Origin of the sequence: Bacillus toyonensis BCT-7112 (assembly GCF_000496285.1) — a bacterium.
GTDB classification, from domain to species: domain Bacteria; phylum Bacillota; class Bacilli; order Bacillales; family Bacillaceae_G; genus Bacillus_A; species Bacillus_A toyonensis.
Genome location: NC_022781.1, coordinates 4,280,550 through 4,302,155 on the forward strand (window position 1 = coordinate 4,280,550; position 21,606 = coordinate 4,302,155).

General features: G+C 35.2%; 17 protein-coding genes, 1 pseudogene, 1 riboswitch and 1 other annotated feature. Of the genes and pseudogenes, 13 read left to right on the forward strand and 5 right to left on the reverse strand.

Annotated features, from left to right (window positions below):
* Positions 1-45: 45 nt before the first annotated feature.
* Positions 46-3,252, forward strand: a complete 3,207-nt coding sequence (locus BTOYO_RS21985) for a DEAD/DEAH box helicase (protein ID WP_000011061.1) — start codon at positions 46-48, stop codon at positions 3,250-3,252.
* Between the two features lie 101 nt (positions 3,253-3,353).
* Here BTOYO_RS21985 and BTOYO_RS21990 read toward each other — a convergent pair whose 3' ends face one another.
* Positions 3,354-3,488, reverse strand: a complete 135-nt coding sequence (locus BTOYO_RS21990) for a DUF3934 domain-containing protein (RefSeq protein WP_000047591.1) — start codon at positions 3,486-3,488, stop codon at positions 3,354-3,356.
* A 406-nt stretch (positions 3,489-3,894) separates the two neighbouring features.
* Positions 3,895-4,152: a binding site (T-box leader), on the forward strand.
* Positions 4,153-4,222: 70 nt separating this feature from the next.
* Between BTOYO_RS21990 and asnA the strand changes: the two genes are divergently transcribed.
* Both asnA and BTOYO_RS22005 read left to right on the forward strand, forming a co-directional pair.
* A complete protein-coding gene (gene asnA / locus BTOYO_RS22000) occupies positions 4,223-5,206 on the forward strand; it encodes an aspartate--ammonia ligase (protein ID WP_000284901.1) in 984 nt (327 codons plus the stop codon).
* 149 nt (positions 5,207-5,355) lie between these two features.
* Positions 5,356-5,805, forward strand: a complete 450-nt coding sequence (locus BTOYO_RS22005; RefSeq protein WP_000021945.1) for a helix-turn-helix domain-containing protein — start codon at positions 5,356-5,358, stop codon at positions 5,803-5,805.
* A 190-nt stretch (positions 5,806-5,995) separates the two neighbouring features.
* Here BTOYO_RS22005 and BTOYO_RS22010 read toward each other — a convergent pair whose 3' ends face one another.
* A complete protein-coding gene (locus tag BTOYO_RS22010; RefSeq protein ID WP_000448019.1) occupies positions 5,996-7,225 on the reverse strand; it encodes an aspartate kinase in 1,230 nt (409 codons plus the stop codon).
* A 201-nt stretch (positions 7,226-7,426) separates the two neighbouring features.
* A riboswitch (Lysine riboswitch) is annotated at positions 7,427-7,613 on the reverse strand.
* 192 nt (positions 7,614-7,805) lie between these two features.
* Here BTOYO_RS22010 and BTOYO_RS22015 point away from each other — a divergent pair.
* The 3 genes from BTOYO_RS22015 to BTOYO_RS22025 are packed head-to-tail and all read left to right on the forward strand — an operon-like array spanning position 7,806 to position 10,958.
* Positions 7,806-8,711, forward strand: coding sequence for a DoxX-like family protein (locus BTOYO_RS22015; RefSeq protein WP_000824130.1), 906 nt, complete (start codon positions 7,806-7,808; stop codon positions 8,709-8,711).
* A 4-nt stretch (positions 8,712-8,715) separates the two neighbouring features.
* Positions 8,716-9,327 carry a DUF4166 domain-containing protein gene (locus BTOYO_RS22020; protein ID WP_000182195.1) on the forward strand — a complete coding sequence of 204 codons (612 nt, stop codon included), beginning with the start codon at positions 8,716-8,718 and terminating at the stop codon, positions 9,325-9,327.
* A 5-nt stretch (positions 9,328-9,332) separates the two neighbouring features.
* Positions 9,333-10,958, forward strand: a complete 1,626-nt coding sequence (locus BTOYO_RS22025) for a YndJ family protein (RefSeq protein WP_000789377.1) — start codon at positions 9,333-9,335, stop codon at positions 10,956-10,958.
* 28 nt (positions 10,959-10,986) lie between these two features.
* On the opposite strand, the gene BTOYO_RS22030 is transcribed toward BTOYO_RS22025, so the two are convergent.
* Positions 10,987-11,472 carry an 8-oxo-dGTP diphosphatase gene (locus tag BTOYO_RS22030; protein ID WP_001139831.1) on the reverse strand — a complete coding sequence of 162 codons (486 nt, stop codon included), beginning with the start codon at positions 11,470-11,472 and terminating at the stop codon, positions 10,987-10,989.
* Between the two features lie 140 nt (positions 11,473-11,612).
* Between BTOYO_RS22030 and BTOYO_RS22035 the strand changes: the two genes are divergently transcribed.
* Positions 11,613-12,875, forward strand: a complete 1,263-nt coding sequence (locus BTOYO_RS22035; RefSeq protein WP_023441214.1) for an MFS transporter — start codon at positions 11,613-11,615, stop codon at positions 12,873-12,875.
* A gap of 34 nt (positions 12,876-12,909) precedes the next feature.
* A pseudogene (locus BTOYO_RS27860) lies at positions 12,910-13,188 on the forward strand (hypothetical protein).
* A gap of 19 nt (positions 13,189-13,207) precedes the next feature.
* On the opposite strand, the gene BTOYO_RS22040 reads toward BTOYO_RS27860, so the two are convergent.
* Positions 13,208-13,672: a hypothetical protein gene (locus BTOYO_RS22040; RefSeq protein WP_000823176.1), complete on the reverse strand. Its 465-nt coding sequence runs from the start codon at positions 13,670-13,672 to the stop codon at positions 13,208-13,210.
* 727 nt (positions 13,673-14,399) lie between these two features.
* On the opposite strand from BTOYO_RS22040, the gene BTOYO_RS22055 reads away from it, so the two are divergent.
* Positions 14,400-15,212, forward strand: coding sequence for a polyphosphate kinase 2 family protein (locus tag BTOYO_RS22055; RefSeq protein ID WP_000427321.1), 813 nt, complete (start codon positions 14,400-14,402; stop codon positions 15,210-15,212).
* Between the two features lie 187 nt (positions 15,213-15,399).
* Positions 15,400-16,674: an MFS transporter gene (locus tag BTOYO_RS22060; RefSeq protein WP_000569593.1), complete on the forward strand. Its 1,275-nt coding sequence runs from the start codon at positions 15,400-15,402 to the stop codon at positions 16,672-16,674.
* A 46-nt stretch (positions 16,675-16,720) separates the two neighbouring features.
* Here BTOYO_RS22060 and BTOYO_RS22065 read toward each other — a convergent pair whose 3' ends face one another.
* The gene (locus BTOYO_RS22065; protein WP_001086330.1) at positions 16,721-17,704 is read right to left on the reverse strand and encodes a ketoacyl-ACP synthase III; all 984 of its coding nucleotides are present in this window, start codon (positions 17,702-17,704) and stop codon (positions 16,721-16,723) included.
* A 180-nt stretch (positions 17,705-17,884) separates the two neighbouring features.
* On the opposite strand from BTOYO_RS22065, the gene BTOYO_RS22070 reads away from it, so the two are divergent.
* The 3 genes from BTOYO_RS22070 (at position 17,885) to BTOYO_RS22080 (ending at position 21,601) form a co-directional block, all read left to right on the forward strand.
* Complete coding sequence (locus BTOYO_RS22070) at positions 17,885-18,439, forward strand: hypothetical protein (RefSeq protein ID WP_000821918.1); 555 nt, start codon at positions 17,885-17,887, stop codon at positions 18,437-18,439.
* Positions 18,440-18,922: 483 nt separating this feature from the next.
* Complete coding sequence (gene hflX, locus BTOYO_RS22075; RefSeq protein ID WP_000391889.1) at positions 18,923-20,182, forward strand: GTPase HflX; 1,260 nt, start codon at positions 18,923-18,925, stop codon at positions 20,180-20,182.
* A gap of 207 nt (positions 20,183-20,389) precedes the next feature.
* The gene (locus BTOYO_RS22080; protein WP_001149404.1) at positions 20,390-21,601 is read left to right on the forward strand and encodes an MFS transporter; all 1,212 of its coding nucleotides are present in this window, start codon (positions 20,390-20,392) and stop codon (positions 21,599-21,601) included.
* Positions 21,602-21,606: the final 5 nt, after the last annotated feature.

The following is a 21,606-nucleotide window of genomic DNA, read 5'->3' on the forward strand; positions in this document are numbered from 1 at the left end:
GTTAAGTAAGAGAAAATGGTTTTACAGTAAGGAAGTGTCAAAGCAATGAGTTTTACGTTAAATAAATCGATTATTAAAGAAGTGTGCGGAGAGACCTCATATAAAAGAGGCGAAGCTTATTATAAATCAAATAAAGTAATAATAAATCATTATGATGAAAATAAAGAAATTTGCGAGGCGACAGTAAAAGGAAACGAAGATTTTCATGTTACAGTCGAAAAAATTAAAAAGGGTGATGTTGTTGCGAAATGTAGTTGTCCGTCATTAGCGTCTTTTCAAACGTACTGTCAACATGTTGCAGCAGTATTGATACAAATAAATTATAATCAGCAAACGGGTGGAATGCGCCCAGCTAGTAGTGAACACATGAGCGGGAATGATCAATTAACAAGTGGGATGTTTCAGTTGTTTGCAGACAAGCCACTGAGACCGAAAAGTAAACAACATCGTTTTGATACACGTGAAATACTTCATGTTGAATTTATTTGTACACCAGTAGTTACGAAACAAGGTGGAGCGCTTCTAGGAATGCAGCTGAAACTTGCCAAAACGTATTTCGTAAATCAGATTAGAGAATTTCTTTTTAAGGTGGAGAGAAGAGAACTTTTTAATTGTTCCAATGAGTTTACATATACACCAGATGTACATAGCTTTAAACAAGATACAGATGCGATTATTCAGCAACTTATTAAAATTCATCATAATGAAAAAATGTATGAGGATACGCTAGAAGTACATGCAAAACAAGATGATAGCATGATTTTAATACCGCCAGCGTCTTGGGGGGATATGCTTTCTTTACTTTCTAAAGTTGAGTGTGTGAGACTGAATCAAAATGGACAATCTTTTCATGGTTTACAAATTTCAAAAGGACTCCTTCCATTACATTTTGAGTTTAATAAAGGGAGTAACAGTGGGTTTACGCTTTATATTGATGGCTTACAACGAGTTGAGGTAATGGATACGTATAGTTATGCTCTATTTGGAGGGAAACTGTATCAGTTGAACGCTGAGGATTGCAAGCGGCTTATCGAATTACAAAAAATGATGAATCGCTCTAGTAGTAACCAATTATACATTCCGGCAGATAAGATGGAATATTTTGTAGCAAAAGTTGTACCAGGTTTAATGAAGCTAGGAACTGTACGAATTGATGAGGTAGTATCAGATCGTGTTGAAACACCCGTATTAAAAGCGAAATTATATTTAGATAGAGTGAAAAATCGCTTGTTAGCAGGTCTTGAATTTCACTATGGAAACGTCATAATTAATCCGTTAGAAGAGGATGGACAGCCGTCTGTTTTTAATCGTGATGAGAAAAAGGAAAAAGAGATTTTAGATATTATGAGTGAAAGTGCCTTTGCGAAAACGGAAGGCGGTTACTTTATGCATAATGAAGAAGCTGAGTACAATTTTTTATATCACGTCGTTCCAACATTAAAAGGTTTACTTGATATTTATGCGACGACAGCAATCAAATTACGAATTCATAAAGGAGATACAGCTCCTCTTATTAGAGTTAGACGAAAAGAGAGGATAGACTGGTTGTCATTTCGTTTTGATATAAAAGGAATACCGGAGGCGGAAATTAAAGGAGTATTAGTAGCTCTTGAAGAGAAACGGAAATATTACCGATTAGCGAACGGTTCTTTATTATCACTGGAGAGTAAAGAGTTTAATGAAATTAATCAATTTGTAAAAGAAACGAGTATTCGGAAAGAATTTTTACATGGGGAAGAAGTGAATGTTCCGCTTATCCGGAGTGTAAAATGGATGAACGGACTTCACGAAGGTAATGTTTTAAGTTTGGATGATTCTGTTCAAGAGCTAGTAGAAAATATTCAAAACCCGAAAAAATTGAAATTTGCTGTGCCAAATACTTTACAGGCAGAAATGCGAGAGTATCAAGTGTATGGATTCGAGTGGATGAAAACACTCGCCTATTACCGTTTTGGAGGCATTTTAGCAGACGATATGGGACTCGGGAAAACACTGCAAAGCATTGCTTTTATAGACTCTGTTTTGCCTGAAATTCGAGAGAAAAACATGCCTATATTAGTAGTCTCTCCGTCGTCCCTCGTCTATAATTGGCTGAGTGAATTGAAAAAATTCGCCCCGCATATTAGAGCAGTTATTGCAGATGGAAATCAAATAGAGCGCCGGAAAATTTTAAAAGATATAGCAGAATTTGATGTCATAATTACGTCATATCCATTGCTGAGAAGAGATATAAGGTTGTATGAAAGGCCGTTTCATACACTATTTCTTGATGAAGCACAAGCGTTTAAAAACCCTACAACGCAAACTGCAAAAGCGGTGAAAACGATTCAAGCGGAGTATCGTTTCGGATTAACAGGAACACCTGTAGAAAATTCGTTAGAAGAGCTATGGTCTATCTTCCATGTCGTCTTCCCAGAATTATTACCAGGAAGAAAAGAGTTCGGTGATTTAAGGCGTGAGGATATAGCGAAGCGAGTGAAACCATTCGTATTAAGACGATTAAAAGAGGACGTATTAAATGAGTTGCCAGATAAAATAGAGCATTTACAGTCATCGGAGTTATTACCAGACCAAAAGAGATTGTATGCAGCTTATTTAGCGAAATTAAGGGAAGAAACGTTAAAACATTTAGACAAAGATACGTTACGTAAAAATAAAATTAGAATATTAGCTGGTTTAACGAGATTACGACAAATTTGTAATCATCCTGCTTTATTCGTTGATGATTACAAAGGCAGTTCAGCTAAATTTGAACAACTGTTAGAGATTTTAGAAGAATGTAGAAGTACTGGGAAGAGAATTTTGATCTTTTCTCAATTTACGAAGATGCTTTCCATTATTGGTCGTGAGTTAAATCGTCAAGCGATTCCATACTTTTATTTAGACGGGAGTACACCAGCGCAGGAACGTGTAGAGCTATGCAATCGGTTTAACGAAGGTGAAGGCGATTTGTTTCTTATTTCTTTAAAAGCTGGTGGTACGGGTCTTAACTTAACTGGTGCAGATACAGTGATATTATATGATTTATGGTGGAATCCAGCTGTTGAACAACAAGCAGCAGATAGAGCATATAGAATGGGACAAAAAAATACGGTGCAAGTTATTAAGTTAGTAGCCCACGGAACAATTGAAGAGAAAATGCATGAACTACAAGAAACGAAGAAAAATTTAATTGCTGAAGTAATTGAGCCAGGAGAAGGGAAATTATCCTCCATAACTGAGGAAGAAATTCGAGAAATTCTTATGATTTAAAATAAAAAAAGCTATGCTTTCAAATTTATGAGAGCATAGTTTTTTGTTTTAATAATTATATTTTGTTTTGAACAAAGTAAAGAAATCAAATGGTATTTAAATTACTTCTTTGTGCCTTTACTTTTATATGGCTTTGCTGCTTTCTTTTTCTTTGCACTTGATTGCCAACGGTTCCATCCTTTACTTCCTGTACCTTGTCCTACACCTTTTTTCGGTTTCGCTTTCGTTTTGCTCATATGATCACTCCGTTATATAAAAATCTTGTTTGATAATAGTCAATGAATTAGAAAATACTCTTGATAAATGACTATGTTTGCTTTAAGTAAAAACAAACTGCTTGAATGCTATAGTATATCATGAAATTGCAAGTAAACTGAAAGGAATTACAAAGAAAATGAAAATAATAAGAAATACTGCGGATTCTATATTTCGAACGATTACACTAATTGTTGTGTATACGTTAGTTTCGGTTAGTGAAACATTTTTTGGATTGACGAGGCAGAAGAAGTAAAGATGTTAAATTAACAACAATCAATAAAGCCGTAAAATATAGAATTGAAAAATATTTTAAAACTTTTTGTTGACTTTCTTTATTTTTTGTATAGAATAATCATTAATAAAATGTTTCAGAGATGTGACAACAAAACGACTATGAAAGGACGAGTAGTAGTAGGACGTAGTCTAAGCGAGTCAGGGGTGGTGTGAGCCTGATACGAAGCCTATTATGAAGAACCTCCTGGAGTTGCTAACCGAAACCCTTTATAGGAAAGTAGACTTAGCCGGGCACTTCGCCGTTACAAGAAGAACAGTATCGAGATCTTCATCTCCGTACTGTATAAGTGAGCAACCTCTGTTGCTAATTTGGGTGGTACCGCGGAACCAAAGCCTTTCGTCCCAGTTTTTTGGGGAAGAAGGGCTTTTTTTGTTGGCTTCTTTTCACAACATCCAAACATTTTAGGGGGAAACCACCATGTATCAATCATTAATGACAGTAAGAGAGACTCAAATCGCAATTAAGGAAGTTAAAACATTTTTCGAAGACCAATTAGCAAAACGTCTTGAACTATTCCGCGTATCTGCACCATTATTCGTAACAAAAAAATCAGGATTAAACGATCATCTAAACGGTGTAGAACGTCCAATTGAATTTGATATGTTACATTCAGGAGAAGAATTAGAAATTGTTCATTCACTAGCAAAGTGGAAACGATTTGCACTACATGAATATGGATATGAAGCTGGTGAAGGTTTATATACAAACATGAACGCGATTCGTCGTGATGAAGAACTTGATGCAACACATTCCATTTACGTCGACCAATGGGATTGGGAAAAAATCGTTCAAAAAGAATGGCGCACTGTAGATTACTTACAAGAAACAGTACGGACAATTTATGGAATATTCAAAGATTTGGAAGATCACTTATTTGAAAAATATCCGTTCCTTGGAAAGTATTTACCAGAAGAAGTTGTTTTCATTACTTCCCAAGAGCTAGAAGATAAATATCCAGAATTAACGCCGAAAGACCGTGAACATGCAATTGCAAAAGAACACGGTGCAGTCTTCATTATCGGAATTGGTGATGCACTTCGTTCAGGTGAAAAGCATGACGGACGCGCAGCCGATTATGATGATTGGAAATTAAACGGTGACATTTTATTCTGGCACCCAGTATTACAAGCTTCATTCGAATTATCATCAATGGGAATTCGTGTTGATAGTAAATCACTTGATGAACAGTTAACAAAAACGGGTGATGATTTCAAACGTGAGTATGATTTCCATAAAGGTATTTTAGAAGATGTACTACCATTAACAATTGGTGGTGGTATTGGACAATCAAGAATGTGCATGTACTTTTTACGCAAAGCACATATCGGTGAAGTTCAATCTTCTGTATGGCCTGACGATTTACGTGAAGCTTGTAAGAAAGAAAACATTCATCTGTTTTAATTAATATAAGTGAGAGGGAGAGTAGCTTGAAAATAGAGTTACTCTCCCTTTTTTTATTGTGTAAACTAGTGGTTTACAGTGCGTGTTACTAATAGTTTCTTTCTTTTTTATCTCCCTTTATGTAATAATTTGCTAAAGGAGGGGACGTTATGAGTATAGGAGAACAGCTAAAAAAACTAAGAGAATCAAAGGAGTTTTCGCAAGAGGATGTTGCTAAAAAAATTGGTGTGACGAGGCAAGCGGTTTATAAGTGGGAAAATGATAAAAGTTACCCTGACATTGATAATTTAATTTTACTGAGCGAAATGTACAACGTTACGCTAGATGAGTTAATAAAAGGGAATCAAAGCTTTAAAGAGAAAATACATATTGATGAAGAAGAGGCGGATTTTGAGAAAGAGAATGAGTTTGGTTTTTATATTGGATGTGGTTTGCTCATTATGAGTGCGTTCATTGAGTATGAAAAAATACAGGTGGTTGTATTAGGAATTGCACTATTCATGATGGTCTTTTACTCGGATGTGAAGAAAATTATTTTCAATGAATATAGATCATTTTTTCAAGGGAAAGAGAGAAACGATATGTGTGATAAGAAGTAAGAAGAGTCAACTATATTTCCTAGGAAAGAGTTTAAAGAATAATTTCATTGTTTTATAATGATTTTTGGATATCGATAATATATTAAAAAGCTGTTTGCGTAGAGTCTTGAAATCTATGCAAACAGCTTTTTATTTATATAGGAAAGAAATAGATTAATATGTTTTTGTAAGTTGCAATAAAAATATTAAATTAGCTCATTTGCACTAAAGGCTCAATTTTCGCCATAAATGATTGATGAAGTGCTTCCACACCTGTTACTAAATGAAGGCGGTCAATAACGACAGACACTTTAATTTCAGATGTACTTACCATTTTAATATGAATATCTTCTTCTTTTAAAGTAGTGAACATATTCGCAGCAACACCTGGATTAGATACCATACCAGATCCTACAATTGATACTTTTGCTAAATGATTTTCATGTTCTACAGACTCATAGTGAAGATCTTCTTGGTTCTGTTCCAATACTTCTAGTGTTTCTTGTAAGTCATTAGAATGGATAGAGAAGGAAAGATGAACAGTTCCTTCATTTGTAATACTTTGAATAATAATATCTACATTAATATGTGCGTTAGCTAACGTAGAGAAAATTATTGAAAGTGAACCTTGTTCCAATCCTTTCACTGTGACACGTGTAATATTATCTTCAAAAGCAATACCTTTAACGATTGATTGTTGTTCCATGTTACATTCTCCTTTTACAATTGTTCCGTTTTCTTGTTCCATACTTGAGCGAACTTCTAAAACGACATGATGATTTTTGGCAAATTCAACAGCACGTGGATGTAATACGCCGGCGCCGAGGTTTGCCAGTTCTAACATTTCATCATAAGAAATTTCATCTAATTTGTAAGCTGTCTTTACAACTCGTGGATCCGTCGTGTATACGCCTGTTACATCCGTATAAATATCACATTTTTTCGCTTTTAGTGCCGCTGCTAATGCAACAGCTGTCGTATCAGAGCCACCACGTCCAAGCGTTGTAATTTCATTTTTTTCACTGATTCCTTGGAAACCAGCTACGATAACAATCGTGCCTTCAGTAAGATAAGACTGAATACGCTCAACGTTAATGTCAGTAATCCGTGCACTACTGTGTACAGATTCTGTCGTAATACCAGCTTGCCATCCTGTTAATGAAATTGCGTTATAACCTTTTGCTTGTAGTACCATTGTTAATAATGAAATAGTTACTTGTTCTCCTGTAGATAGAAGCATATCCATTTCACGTTTACTCGGATTTTCCGCAATAGCGTTAGCAAGTGCTACAAGTTCATCTGTGCTTTTCCCCATTGCTGAAACGACAGAGACGATACTATGTCCTCGTTCATATTCTTCAATAATTAAATTTGCCACATGTTGAATGCGCTCAACACTTCCGACAGAAGTACCACCAAATTTTTGTACAATCGTTTCCATTACGAATTCCTTCTTTCGTCCATTTTTAAGAATAGATTAGGACATATATAAATCCCAATATTCCTGTAGTTACCAGAGAGAAAAACAAAAAACACCATCTCAAATAAGTGAGGATGGTGCTGTTACAGGAAAAGGGAAACAGAAAACGGAGCTAATAAAAAAACCGCCAAAAAAGGAATACCATGAAAATGATATCTCTTTTTTGTAGATAGCTCTTCATACGTACATGTCTGTACATATGACAGTTCTGTTTCTATTCGAAAACAGCCCCAATTGATAAATGCAGAGAAATTTATCAATTTCGGCAACACTTCCTTTCATCCAATTTCATAGACATCTCTGTGTCTCCATTAGAATACTCATAAGTATTGCAACCTCTATCTCACGTTTTAGGCGAGAGTGTTTGATTTATGAAGTTGTTGGTAACATTTGTTTTATAATAATTTAAATTATTCAGGGAATCAAGTGTTTTATATGTATTTTCAAAATTCTTTCTTTTTAGAGATAAAGTTTGTGAAAAATGTAGCAAAATACATATATTACATGTACATTAAAAATATAGAGTGTAGGAGGTCGGAGTATGAAAAGAAAAAGGCCTATTTATGTTGCAACAGAAATGAAAACGACAATAGAGAAATTATGGGAATATACGCAAGAACCAGACCTACATACAGAATGGGATGCTCGTTTTACTGAAATTTCGTATTTAGAGAAAAAAGAGGGAGAACCACAGAAGTTTTTATATAAAACAAAGATAGGATTTGGGCTTGAAATAGGCGGAGAAGGGGAATCGATAGGTGAAATAAGAAAAGAAACTGGTGAACGGATTTCTTCTTTGAAATTTTGGACAGACAATACATTATCACTTATACGAATAGGGCGTGGTTATTGGAAGTATACACCGCATAAAGAGTGTATTCATTTTGAAACGCAATATGATTATGATACGAGATATGGTCGTATAGGAAATGTGATTGATTCATATATGTTTCGTCCATTATTAGGTTGGGCGACTGCTTGGAGTTTTGATGCCTTAAAATTATGGTTAGAAAAGGGGCTTCATCCTAGGTTACTAATTAGAAGAACAATGACGTATTGGCTCGTATGTTTTTTATTTGCTTTTGTATGGATATATCAAGGAATTGTCCCGAAAATAATTTTTAGCCATCCAGAAGAAGTGAAGATGCTTTCACTCATTGGGTCGAATGAAAGCAGTGTATTTATACTTAAAATGATTGGGATATTAGAAATTATTTTTGGTGCCATATGGGTACTTCCACTTCCAAAACGAAAAATATTTATAATGCATATTGTTATGTTAATAGCTTTAACGATAGCAGCAGGATGGACGAATATCGCAAGCTTTACAGGGCCGTTTAATCCAATCACATTAAATCTTCTTCTAATCGGATTATCGATTGTCGGTTATTTGAATAGCTTTGATTTGCCAAGCGCAAACAATTGTAAGAGGACGAGAAAGGGATAAGTGTATGACTAATATTTATGAAAGACTATTAGGGGATTCTTATAAAAAACTTCATCCGAAATTACAGAAACGCTATGAGGTTACAGAAGAAAATAGCTTCGTCGGAGAAGGGAAGATGGATGAAATTTACGGAGGTTCTTTTTTCGTTAAAATGATATTAAAAATTGCAGCCAAGTTCCGAATGTTTTTTTCTGAGCGAGGGCAAGAAGTTCCGTTTACGATACATAATTACGCTGAGCGGGATGAACATGGAAATGAATCTGTACGGTGGAATCGTACTTTTTATTTTCATAATAAGAAAAGATATTTTAACGCCGTTATGCAGCTGGATGAGGAGAAACATGAAATCGTAGATTATTTTGGTGAGCCGCATATACTTGTTTCTACATTGAATTTTCATATTGACGAGGCAGGTGGAATGCATATTTCTTCAAAAAAACAATGGTTTTATATGTTAGGGAGAAAAATTCCGTTACCGAAATTTTTATACGGAGAAGCAAAAATTTTTGAAAGTTATGATGAAGCACTGAAATGTTTTCGAATTCATGTACAAGTACGAAACCCGTTAATTGGTTCGCTTTTTTCATACAAGGGAACATTTGTAGAAAGGGAATAAACGATATGAAAAATATAATATTTGGGCTTGCTTGTTATGTTGTTTTTCTAATATGTGAGTGGTCGAATATAAATCCTGTTGAAGCAATTATATTATTATCTGTTTTATTATTTATACCGATGTCTTTTTGTATTATTGATAAAAGAACAAGAAATGGATCGTATTTATTATTTTATAAATTCGTATCGTTTTTATATCCAATCGCAGCAATTTGCGCAATGCTAGCTTTCGTCACAAATCACTATTTATTTGCGCTAGTTTGGTTTGTATATACAGGAATTGTTGCGTTATTTGGTGTAAGTAGATTGCTAGAAAGAGGATGGAAGCCGTTAGAGGAGACCGTCATAGATAGTGCGTTTATTTATTTGTTTTTAGGTGGTTTTTGGTTTTTTGCTTCAGTAGCAAAACTTTCAATTATGCATTTTAGCTCTGACATTGTTTTACTCACAGCTGCACATTTTCATTATTCGGCGTTTTTATTGCCATTATCAGCTGGTTTAATAGGGAGAAAAAGAGAAAAGAGAAGTAAAGTGTATGATGCTATTATGTTTATCATCATGATTTCACCTATGACAGTTGCAATAGGAATTACATATTTGAGGATATTTGAATTTTTTGCAGTTGTGATATATTTATGTGCTATTTATGGATATGGTATTTACGTTTGGAAAGCGAAATTTAATGCTATTCGTGCAAAGGTTCTCTTAATCATTTCGTCTAGTACGCTCATGGTTACAATTATGTTCTCACTCATATATTCATACGGAAATTTAAAACAAGTACTGACGATTACAATTGCTCAAATGGTTTGGATTCACGGTGTGGTAAATGGTATTGGAGTAGCATTACCAGCATTTGTAGGTTGGATGATTGAAAAGAGTGCTCCAAATTATAAGTACTATGGGAAACCAATGAGTAGATTAAGAGGAAGCGTGAGAATTGGTGGGACATTTTTACAGAATGGAAATTTAGTAGATAGTAAGGAATACAACGGTTTAGTTGATAAAATAAATGATTTTCATAGTGAGTCATTTGACGTGACGAAGGTTCCTTTAAGTATAATTCGTTTTTATGAAAATACAGCAGCGTATGAGTTACAATCGAATATTAAATGGGCTCGTTGGTTCCGTCCATTTGCATTTTGTTATACGAAAATGAGTAAACGAGTAGGACAAATACATTTAGGGATGGGCGATAAGTGGGAAACAATGTATGGTTCTATCATAGGTGTAAATGATGAGAAAGATGGGAGAGAGAATGTAAGGGCTTGGCTAAGGGAAAATGAAGCAGGAGAGTCTATTTTTTTGGCTCTGTATTCAAAACATACGCATAAGAACGAGACATATATGAATATTGCATTGCCTTTACCTTATTCGAATATGACAGGTATTTTAAAAGTATGTAATGATAGCAATGATTTAATCATTACTAGTAAGTTGAGAGAAAATAGTAAGGGAGATGAGGGGATTTATTTACATACTGGTTTCTTTACAATCCGTTTACCGTTAACAGAGATTTTTATCATTAAAGAGGGAAAGGGTCACATGCTAACTGCTCACCATAAAATGTGGATATTCGGAGTTAAGTTTTTAGAAATTGATTATGAGATTAAGAAAATAGAGGTGAAGTAAGAAAAGCTTGGAAGGATTCCAAGCTTTTTTACGTATGGGTAATTGTCATAGCGACTTGTTTATCTAAGTCTCGGTCCCAAACACGTTGAATTTCAAACGTACCTTTTTCAAAAAATAATGGGAATCTTTCTTTAAACCAATCTTGCATAGGAAGATTGAGTGCTGTATCGATTGGCACCCATACTAATTCACCCTCAGGAGGATTAATAAGAAGCTCGCCTTCAAATGAGTCGGTCCAATAGTTGAATACCATATATCGAACATGCCCCTTAGGATTTACATATTCGTCTACCCCTTTAAAAGTTAAATTAGAAACGTGTAGTCCAGTTTCTTCTTTTACTTCTCGTATAGCAGCTTGGACGATACTTTCTGGAAAATCTACTTTTCCGCCAGGAGCTATATAGCCAGGAAAGCCTCGATGATTGGGACGTTTTAAAAGTAAAATTTCATTGTTACGCTGGATCATACACATTGTATAGATCTGGTGCTCGATGTTAGGTGAATTGGAAGGCATGACCATATTTTCTCCCTTGTATTTTTTTTGATAATTTTACCATATATATAGTAGTTTCATATTATAATTTAAAATAGAATATTAATATTTTTCAGATGTTTATTATAGAGTTTATAGTTAAGTGAAAAGAGGTGAGGAAAATGCAGGGAGAAATACAAACCAAAAAAGGTTTAGGATATGTCGGAAAATTACTGTTGCCAGTTAAAGTATCACGGCATTTTAAGTTTTTGTGGATTGGACAATTGCTTTCAACTTTAGGGAGTTCTATAACAATGGTTATTTTGCCAGTCGTTGTTTACTCACTAACTGGTTCAACAGTTGTAATGGGGATGACTATGGCAATGTATATGCTACCTAATATTCTTGCTTTACCGTTTGCAGGGTTAGTTGTAGATCGAATTGATCGAGTAAAATTAATGTTATTTACGGATATAATCCGCTGTATAGTAATGCTATTACTTGCATCACTTATATTTACGGATTTGTTAACGATTAGGCTGTTATATGTCCTCGTTGCCGTATATGGACTTATGGAAGGGATATTTCAGCCAGCATATTCTGCCGTGAGGGCGAAAGTATTCGTACCTGAAATTCGCAATGTAGCTAATGCATTAACGCAAATGAGTAATCAAGGCATACGGTTAATTGGACCAGCACTTGGTGGATTAATCGTTTCAGTTGCATCTGCTGGGATAGGATTTGGATTAGATGCAGCAACGTACTTATTATCATTTTTATGTTTATTATTTTTAAAAGAAATTAAGTTTAAAAAAATAAAATCGATTGAAAAGAGTAAGGTCGATTATAAAAAGGAGTTTATGGAGGGTGTTTTAGTTTTAAAAAGTCATCCGTGGCTTTGGATTACAATCTTCGTTTTTTCTTTCGTAAATATTTGTTATGCCGGCATTATCGTCGTATTAATTCCATGGTTATTTAATATTCATCATCATTTTGAAGCTTACGTTTACGGACTGGGAATGGCATCTTCTGGTGGCGGTGCTGTAATTGCCGCATTAATATTTGGTGGGAAAGAGCGGTGGCACAAGAGAGGGTTACTGGCCTATGGAGGTGTTTTAATTAGCGGCTTCGCTCTATTAGTTATGCCTTTTATTTCTTGGGCGCCTGCTTTAATATTCTTAATGGCAATTGAAGGATTCGGTATGATGATATTTGGACTCATTTGGGAAACGAGTTTACAAGAGCTCGTACCGGAAGAAGCTTTCGGAAGAGTAGCAAGCCTTGATATGTTAGGTTCTTTTGCTTTATTACCATTAGGATATGTAGTTGTTGGTTGGTTAGCGAATGTAATAGGCGGAGAGGTAACTATATTAATGCTAGCATTATTCGTAATCTTTACAATTGTAATAGCGCTATCTGTCCCAAGTATTCGTAAGTTTGATTAAAAATTTGGATGAATAATGAAAGGAGTTATCTTATATGGTTGTAGATTGCTTCAACGAATTTTTAGAATCGGAACTACAAGGCGAATATGTTGTAAAATAACAGGTATTTAATACGAAGAATTTTACTGTATATATTGTGACTCCTGTTGATAATAAAATAGAGTATGAACGGTTCATATTATTGAAGCATCTTTCTAATGAAGAGTCTTCTGTACATATATGGGAAACATGTATTTGCAAGAAAGCAACGAAAATGGCAATTGCAAAAGAAGTGACAGAAGCAATCCAATCGGATTTCATAAAAAAAGACTAAGCCATACTTAAAATAAGGCTTAATCTTCATTAAATACAAATGTTTGTTTCATTTTTTTACCCTCATTTACCGGATGACCATTGTAAGAGAAATTCTTTTCTTCCCAAGTAATAACGACTTTAAAATTATGGCTATTAAAATCTAATGGAAATACCATGTAGTCAAAGCTTGTATGACTTTTTGAAATGTTTTCATCAGATGTAGTAGGTGTAAAGGTAGCTTTAGATGTAGGCGTGTTATCAAGTATTTCTACAGATACATTTGAAACATCAGTACCGATATTTTTTACGAGTAAACTATACGTATCATATACACCTTGTTTTGACCGGATTATTTGTTCGTTTGAGTTATGAGATTTATCAATTTCGATATACCATTGTTTAGACTTTAACACAATTGGTAGCGATTGAAATGTGTAAGCGCTAGCTTGCATTGGTAGTACTACACAAATAAGCACAAAGAGAGAGAATATTTTTCGTTTCATTTTTGAGAACTCCCATTCTGTAACGGATTTATTTGTTATTATCTTCTCTTTATAAGAGGATATACCATTTAATATAAGGGTGATTGTTAAGAATTATTACATTTGATCCATATGCTAATACACATCAAATGTAATCGGAAAAAATGAAATAGCGAACATAAGGGGAAGTGTATGTTGAGAATATTAATAAGTATGGGGAGCAGTGTTTTTCTGCAACTATTATTTTTGTATATAGTTATTTCTGGACTCTTATTAGACTTTAATCCTTGGTATGCAGTAATTGTGTATATAAGTGTTGCGATACTTAGTCTTATTTTAGGTATATATTCAATTGTCAGTTCTGTAAGAGAAAGTTCAAATGTTACGCTGCTTATAATACCAATAGGAGTTGTAACTACATAATTTTCAGTAGTAATCATTGGCTTTACAGTATTTGCTTATTTTTCACTAGAAGGGGGATGCCCCCAATCATTCGATTGTAAAATGTGAAAATTGCTTATAACATTCCACTAAACATATCTCCTATTGCAGGCACGGTTATTACAGTTGTTTTAATTGCTATATTCTTTATGAAAGCTGTGAGCAATAGAAAAGGGAATATCGAGGTAGATGTAAAGTTAGAGTGAAAAACTGTGTAGAGATTTTCCTGCACAGTTTTTTGTAATATGAAAAATTTACCAAAAATATGTTAAAATAATATTATCATACAACAAGGGGGATTTGTTTTATGGAAAATGGGCATCTTGCTAAAGTAGATTTAACGAAAAAAATTGAATCAAAATCTAAGTACAATAAGAAACTCGAAAAATATCAAAGGCGCTTATTAGCATTACAGCAAATTTTAAAAGAAGAAAAAATTGCGGTTATGCTCGTTATGGAAGGTTGGGATGCGGCTGGTAAAGGTGGGGCAATTAAGCGGGTGACGGAACATCTTGACCCGCGTGGGTTCCAAGTAAATCCAATTGGAGCGCCTGCACCTCATGAAAAACGTTACCATTATTTGCAACGTTTCTGGCGCAAAATTCCACAGTACGGGCAAATTACTATTTTTGATCGCTCATGGTATGGTCGTGTGTTAGTTGAGCGTGTGGAAGGATTTGCTACAAAGGAAGAGTGGATGAGAGCATATGATGAGATTAATGATTTTGAAAAACTACTAACAGATGACCATTACATAATAGGGAAGTTCTTCTACCATATAAGTAAAGAGGAGCAGTTAAAGAGGTTTAAAGATAGAGAGAAAAATCCTTTGAAAAGATGGAAAATTACAGACGAAGATTGGCGTAATCGTGAAAAATGGGATGAGTATGTTGAAGCAATGGAAGACATGTTTGAAAAAACAAGTAAGCCAAATGCGAAGTGGCAAATTATCGCGAGTAATGATAAATTATATGCACGTTTGAAAACATTGAAAGTGATTATTTCATTAATTGAGGATTATTTCTTAGAGCATGGTATAGAATTACCTTCTTATTATTATGAAATGAAAGAAGGTAAGGCAGAGGGCTTTGAAAATAATCAAGATGTAGTTGTAAAATAGTCGAAAGTTTTAATGTAAAATATAGGAAGATCTACCCTGTGATTTTGGGAGCCCCTCGGTAATGAGCGAAACATAAACCGTGGGGTTCTTTACATTAATAAATAAACTGTAGCATTTTAAATTTTGGGATTTTGTTGTTCTATAGTACATTAACAAGAGGTATTAGTTTTATAGAGAGGGTGAGGAAATGATAGAGATAGCAGATGCTTCAATACGTAATCGTATGTACACAGAAGAAGAGCAACAAAAATTATATAAACGAACATTAATAATCGTAAGTATTTCACAAATGTTCGGTGGAGCGGGATTAGCTGCTGGAATTACAGTAGGTGCACTTCTTGCGCAGCAAATGCTTGGGACAGATGCATATGCAGGATTACCGGCTGCTATGTTTACAATGGGGTCTGCGGTAGCGGCTTTCTTTGTTGGGAAGTTATCGCAAAAATATGGTCGCCGAATAGGACTTGCAACAGGGTTTATAGTAGGGGGGCTAGGGGCTATTGGAGTTGTATTGGCTGCTTTAACAAATAGTATTATTTTATTACTAGTCTCTTTACTCATATATGGTGCAGGTACAGCGACGAATCTACAAGCTCGTTATGCTGGTACCGATTTAGCAGATAAGAGACAACGAGCAACTGCTATTAGTATTACGATGGTTATGACGACTTTCGGTGCAGTTGCAGGACCGAACTTAGTAGGCGTAATGGGAGATTTTGCCCATTCAATCGGAATTCCTAACCTTGCAGGTCCGTTTATATTATCAGCAGCGGCATTTATACTGGCGGGTCTTGTCCTTTTTATTATGCTTCGTCCAGATCCATTAATTATTGCTAACATAATAGAAACATATAAACGAGAACATACATATAAAGGGCAACCAGTAACAGAAGAAGTGAAAGAAAACAAACGAGGTATTACAGTTGGAGCAATCGTTATGATACTTACTCAAATAGTGATGGTTGCGATTATGACGATGACGCCAGTTCATATGGGGCATCATGGTCATGGTTTAAGTGCAGTAGGGCTTGTAATTGGTTTTCATGTAGGTGCAATGTATCTTCCGTCTCTCGTTACAGGAATGTTAATTGATAAAATCGGACGAACTACGATGAGTATAGCTGGTGGAATAATTTTATTAGCGGCGGGTGTCATAGCTGCGATGGCGCCGAGTGATTCTTTACTATTATTAATTGTTGCTCTGTCTTTACTTGGGTTAGGTTGGAACCTCGGTTTAATAAGTGGCACAGCTCAAATTGTTGATGCAACTATACCTTCTACACGTGCAAAAACACAAGGCAAAATAGATGTATTTGTTGCGTTAGCTGGGGCTTCTGGTGGAGCGATGTCAGGTATGATAGTAGCGAATTCCAGTTATGCCGCATTATCATTAGCGGGAGGAGTGCTAGCATTATTGCTTATTCCTATTGTGATATGGTCTCGAAAAGGGGCGAGAAATTAAATGAGAAAGAGGTTCTAGTTACTAATTAGAACCTCTTTTTCAATACTTAACTTAAATCCCACTCCACAATAAGCCCTAAATGCGTAAGTCCACCGCCAAATCCGTATAGCAAAAGTGTATCTCCGTTATTTAATCTTCCTTTTTTTCTAGCTAAATCTAAAGCGAGTGGAATAGAGACGGAAGATGTATTCCCCATATCTTCCACACTCGTTAATGTTTTTTGAATAGATATTTTTGATTTTTCGCAAATAGATTCAATCATTCTTAAGTTAGCACTATGTGGTATGAACCAGTCTATATCATCTATTTGCAAATTTGCAGTATGTAATAGTTCTTTTATGCCGTATGGTACTGTTCGTACAGCCCATTTATATACTTCTCTTCCGTTTTGAACGATTTTTTCATTTGTTTGTAGTGGTGTGCCATTCATAGTAGTAGATAAGTTTGTTCTGTATAGATGAATACCACCGTCACCGTTTGTTCCCATGTGAGCAGCAATAAAGCTTGGTTTGTTTTCATCTCTTTCTAATAAAATAGCTCCAGCGCCATCACCGAACAAAATACAGGTCGTTCTATCGGTGTAATCAGTAACTTTAGATAATGTCTCTGTCGCTATGACGAGTACTTTTTGATGTGATCCAGAAGTGATTAAGCTATTACCGACATGCAGTCCGTATGTGAAACCAGCGCAAGTCGCATTTAAATCAAAAGCTAGTGTATGAGGTATGTTGAAGTATTGTTGTATTTGGCAAGCGACACTAGGAAAAACATAGTCAGCAGTAGTTGTAGCAACGATGATACAGTCAATATCTTCTAAGTTTTTCTTATATGTTGTACACAAATTTTCGACTGCTTTAATGGCTAAGTGTGAGGAGTATTCGTCTTCGTTAGCAATTCTTCTTTCTTTCATGCCTGTTCTTTGCACAATCCATTCATCATTCGTATGGACCATTTTTTCTAAATCGTTATTAGACAATATTTGATTTGGAACATAAGTACCAATTGCGGTAATACGAGATTTAGAATTCATAGGGACATCTCCTAACTTATTTTTATAACCTGATACTAATATCAGGTTATAAAAATGTCAATAAAGACTTTTATTGTATGGAAACGATACCGTTTAATTTACTCTAGAGGAATTTGACGAGTAGCGTAAAAATAATATACGAGAAGCTATTGAAATTGATAATGAAGGGAGTGGGGCTCCTTGAAAAGAATTTTGCGCATGTTGCCTGTTGTCATTATTTGTAGCTTTATTCTTATTATTTTTCCAGAGAAATCTCATGCCTGTGATTGTATTAATGTAACAGCAGAAGATGCATTTCAAAAAAATGATGTAGTGTTTGAGGGGAAAGTAATTGAGATTGGAAGGAAAGAAGGGATTGGGATTGAAGTATTATTTGAAGTGAAGAAAATATGGAAAGGGACAACTTCTTCGCAAATTATCGTATATACAAATGGTGGTGATTGTGTGTTTCACTTTGTAGAGGGAGGAGAGTACTTAGTGTTTTCTTCTCAAAGGGGATCAGAAAAACAATTACACACACATAGTTGTAGTGGAACGAAGAGATTGGATGAGGCAGGGGTGGACAAAGCGGCTTTAAGTCATATTGCAAAAGAGTCTGTTCCGACGAAGAAAGTGAATTTAAAAGGTGGAATGGTGAGTGGTTTCAGTTGGTGGCAAGTTGCTATCATATCCATAGGTCTGCTATTGATCATTGCTGTTGTTAGTTTTTTTGTGAGAAGAACACGCAAAAAATGACGATTAAAGTAAAAATATAAAGATTTTCTTTCTGTTTCTATAGGGGGGTTAACCTTGTGAAAGCGAATTACTTATGCTACACTTTATATAACTTAAAATGAACGGAGGGGCTTCCTTTGATCTTAATCAGATTACGTCTCAATACTTTGTGCCGATAATTGAATAGCGCTCAAAGGCTCTGTCTGTGTACAGAGTGAACGGGATTGGTCTGCCTATTTTAAAGGAACCCTTTATTAAGCTTATATGTGAAAAAGAGGGAGGGACGAATACGCCCTCTTTTTGTTTTGCCTTTAAAATTAGATTGGGATCGTATAGGTGAACACTTGTTGTGGATTCGTATATGATCTTGAGACTTATTGACTATGAGATAGGATGAAAGTATAACTTTCTTCTATTTCTTTGGTGAACCCTTATCCGTTTACGAAAACACAGGCAGCGACCTGTGTTTTTTATTTTACGTAATCGAAATGGAGGAATAAATATATGGAAGAATTATTACAAAGAGCAGTTTTAGTTGGAGTGAATTTAGGAAATGAAGATGATTTTATATATTCTATGGAAGAGTTAACGAATCTTGCAGAAGCTTGTGATGTAGAGGTAATCGGGCAAGTGACGCAAAATTTACAACGAGTAAATCCATCACATTATATTGGAAAAGGAAAGATTGAAGAAGTAGCAGCCTATGTAAATGAAGTAGATGCGAATATGGTAATCTTTAATGACGAATTATCTCCTTCACAAATTCGAAATTTAGAGGAAGATTTAGACTGTAAAGTTATTGATCGTACCATTTTAATTTTAGATATTTTTGCGCAACGTGCGAAAACGAAAGAAGCGCAGCTGCAAGTAGAAGTAGCGCATCTTCAGTATATGATGCCTCGTTTAATCGGTCTTCGTGAATCATTAGGAAGACAGAGCGGCGGCGTTGGTACGAAAAATAAAGGTGTCGGTGAGAAGAAATTAGAGTTAGATCGTCGTAAAATTGAAGAGCAAATTTCAGTTTTAAATAAAGATTTAGAAGCGCTTGTTGCTCAGCGTCAAACGCAGCGAAAGCAACGTAAGAAAAATGAAGTACCAGTTGTAGCATTAGTAGGCTATACGAACGCAGGAAAATCAACGACGATGAATGCAATGCTGGAAATTTATAATGGTACGGAAGAAAAACAAGTATTTGAAAAAGATATGTTATTCGCGACATTAGAAACATCTGTACGAAATATTGATTTACCAGATAATAAATCATTTTTATTAACGGATACGGTTGGATTTGTAAGTAAATTACCACATCATCTTGTGAAAGCGTTCCGTTCAACGTTAGAAGAAGTAGCAGAAGCAGACTTACTTATTCACGTTGTAGATTACGCAAATCCAAATTATGAACAATTAATTGATATTACAAATGAAACGTTAAAGAAAATTGGAGTAGAAAATATTCCAACGATATATGCATATAACAAATCAGATATGATAGATGTTGAAATTCCAAAAGTACAAGAAGACCGCGTGTATTTATCTGCGAAGAAGCATGTTGGAATTGAAGAGCTTGTAGAAATGATTCGCTCGTATATTTATAAAGAGTATACGAAGTGTGAAATGTTAATTCCATATGACCAAGGACAGGTAGTTTCGTATTTCAACAATCATGCGCACGTTTTATCTACGAGTTATGAGAACGAAGGTACAAAAATTGAACTAGAATGTAAGACGAGTGATTACGAAAAGTATAAGCGTTTTGCGATTTAATTTGAGAGGCAACCCAGTATGTGATTGGGTTGCCTTTTTCTGTAATGTTTTACCGCTGAAAGTTACAAGGATGCAAGCCAATGACGGAAGTTAAGTTATATTTCTGGAAAAAGAAATGAAAGCAGTATAGAATGGAAATGTTTCAAAAGTCAGAATTTATTACACCTACTTTAATAAATATTTTGTACAGAAAGGGGAGATTCACATATGCAGGCAGTTTCACAAAAAAAAACTGTAGAAACACCGACAATATACCGAATATTATTTGCGATTAGCTTCGGACATTTTTTAAATGATTCGATGCAAGCAGTTGTGCCGGCGTTGTTTCCTATTTTGGAAAAAACGATGAATTTATCCTATATGCAAGTAGGGTGGATTGCGTTTGCGTTAAATATGACGTCATCGATTATGCAACCGGTGTTTGGTATGTATTCAGATAAGAAGCCGTCACCATTTTTATTACCACTCGGCATGTTTTCGAGTATGCTTGGAATGATTGGACTCGCGTTTGCACCAAACTTTATTATTGTTATTATTTCTGTTTTATTTATTGGCTTAGGTTCTGCAGTCTTTCATCCAGAAGGCGCTCGTGTTGCGTATATGGCGGCAGGTGCAAAACGAGGGTTAGCGCAAGCGATTTATCAAGTTGGGGGAAACACGGGGAATTCCTTAGCTCCCATTTTTACAGCGCTAATTTTCGTTCCGCTTGGTCAAATTGGTTCTTTAGGTTTTACAGCATTTGCAGCAGTAGGAATTATATTATTAATTTTCGTATCGAATTGGTACAAAAATGAATTAGCAACCGGCGCTGTAAGAAGGAAGAAGAGAGCTGCACTTGAGGCGGAAAATGCAATTGTAAGTACACACATTAAATTCGTTATTATACTTCTTGTTTTTCTTACTTTTGTGCGCTCTTGGTACGGTGCCGGTATCGGGAATTTCTATCAATTTTACTTAATTGAGCATTATGATTTATCTATAAAAAATGCCCAGTATTTCGTATTCGCATTTATGATTGCTGGTGTGTTAGGAACTTTCTTCGGAGGACCGTTAGCAGATCGATTTGGTAAGAAAAACATCATCGTATTTTCAATGTTAGGTTCAGCGCCACTTGCACTGTTATTACCACATGTCTCACTTGTGTGGGTCGTACCTTTATTTTTATGTATCGGTTTTATTAGTTCAAGTAGTTTTAGTGTAATTGTTGTATACGCGCAAGAGCTTGTTCCGGGAAAAGTAGGGATGGTATCAGGTCTAATTGTAGGTCTTGCGTTCGGCCTTGGTGCTCTAGGTGCTGTAGTACTAGGAAAGTTAGCTGATATATATAGCCTTCAGTTCATTATGATATTATGTAGTTGTTTACCGTTAATTGGACTTACTTCATGGTTATTACCAAGTGATAAGAAAACGATAGAATAGGGGAT

Excerpts from the sequence above, each read along its gene's own strand:
- BTOYO_RS21985 (WP_000011061.1), top strand. The coding sequence starts at position 46 with ATGAGTTTTACGTTAAATAAATCGATTATTAAAGAAGTGTGCGGAGAG.
- BTOYO_RS21990 (WP_000047591.1), bottom strand. The coding sequence starts at position 3,488 with ATGAGCAAAACGAAAGCGAAACCGAAAAAAGGTGTAGGACAAGGTACA.
- asnA (WP_000284901.1), top strand. The coding sequence starts at position 4,223 with ATGTATCAATCATTAATGACAGTAAGAGAGACTCAAATCGCAATTAAG.
- BTOYO_RS22005 (WP_000021945.1), top strand. The coding sequence starts at position 5,356 with ATGAGTATAGGAGAACAGCTAAAAAAACTAAGAGAATCAAAGGAGTTT.
- BTOYO_RS22010 (WP_000448019.1), bottom strand. The coding sequence starts at position 7,225 with ATGGAAACGATTGTACAAAAATTTGGTGGTACTTCTGTCGGAAGTGTT.
- BTOYO_RS22015 (WP_000824130.1), top strand. The coding sequence starts at position 7,806 with ATGAAAAGAAAAAGGCCTATTTATGTTGCAACAGAAATGAAAACGACA.
- BTOYO_RS22020 (WP_000182195.1), top strand. The coding sequence starts at position 8,716 with ATGACTAATATTTATGAAAGACTATTAGGGGATTCTTATAAAAAACTT.
- BTOYO_RS22025 (WP_000789377.1), top strand. The coding sequence starts at position 9,333 with ATGAAAAATATAATATTTGGGCTTGCTTGTTATGTTGTTTTTCTAATA.
- BTOYO_RS22030 (WP_001139831.1), bottom strand. The coding sequence starts at position 11,472 with ATGCCTTCCAATTCACCTAACATCGAGCACCAGATCTATACAATGTGT.
- BTOYO_RS22035 (WP_023441214.1), top strand. The coding sequence starts at position 11,613 with ATGCAGGGAGAAATACAAACCAAAAAAGGTTTAGGATATGTCGGAAAA.
- BTOYO_RS22040 (WP_000823176.1), bottom strand. The coding sequence starts at position 13,672 with ATGAAACGAAAAATATTCTCTCTCTTTGTGCTTATTTGTGTAGTACTA.
- BTOYO_RS22055 (WP_000427321.1), top strand. The coding sequence starts at position 14,400 with ATGGAAAATGGGCATCTTGCTAAAGTAGATTTAACGAAAAAAATTGAA.
- BTOYO_RS22060 (WP_000569593.1), top strand. The coding sequence starts at position 15,400 with ATGATAGAGATAGCAGATGCTTCAATACGTAATCGTATGTACACAGAA.
- BTOYO_RS22065 (WP_001086330.1), bottom strand. The coding sequence starts at position 17,704 with ATGAATTCTAAATCTCGTATTACCGCAATTGGTACTTATGTTCCAAAT.
- hflX (WP_000391889.1), top strand. The coding sequence starts at position 18,923 with ATGGAAGAATTATTACAAAGAGCAGTTTTAGTTGGAGTGAATTTAGGA.
- BTOYO_RS22080 (WP_001149404.1), top strand. The coding sequence starts at position 20,390 with ATGCAGGCAGTTTCACAAAAAAAAACTGTAGAAACACCGACAATATAC.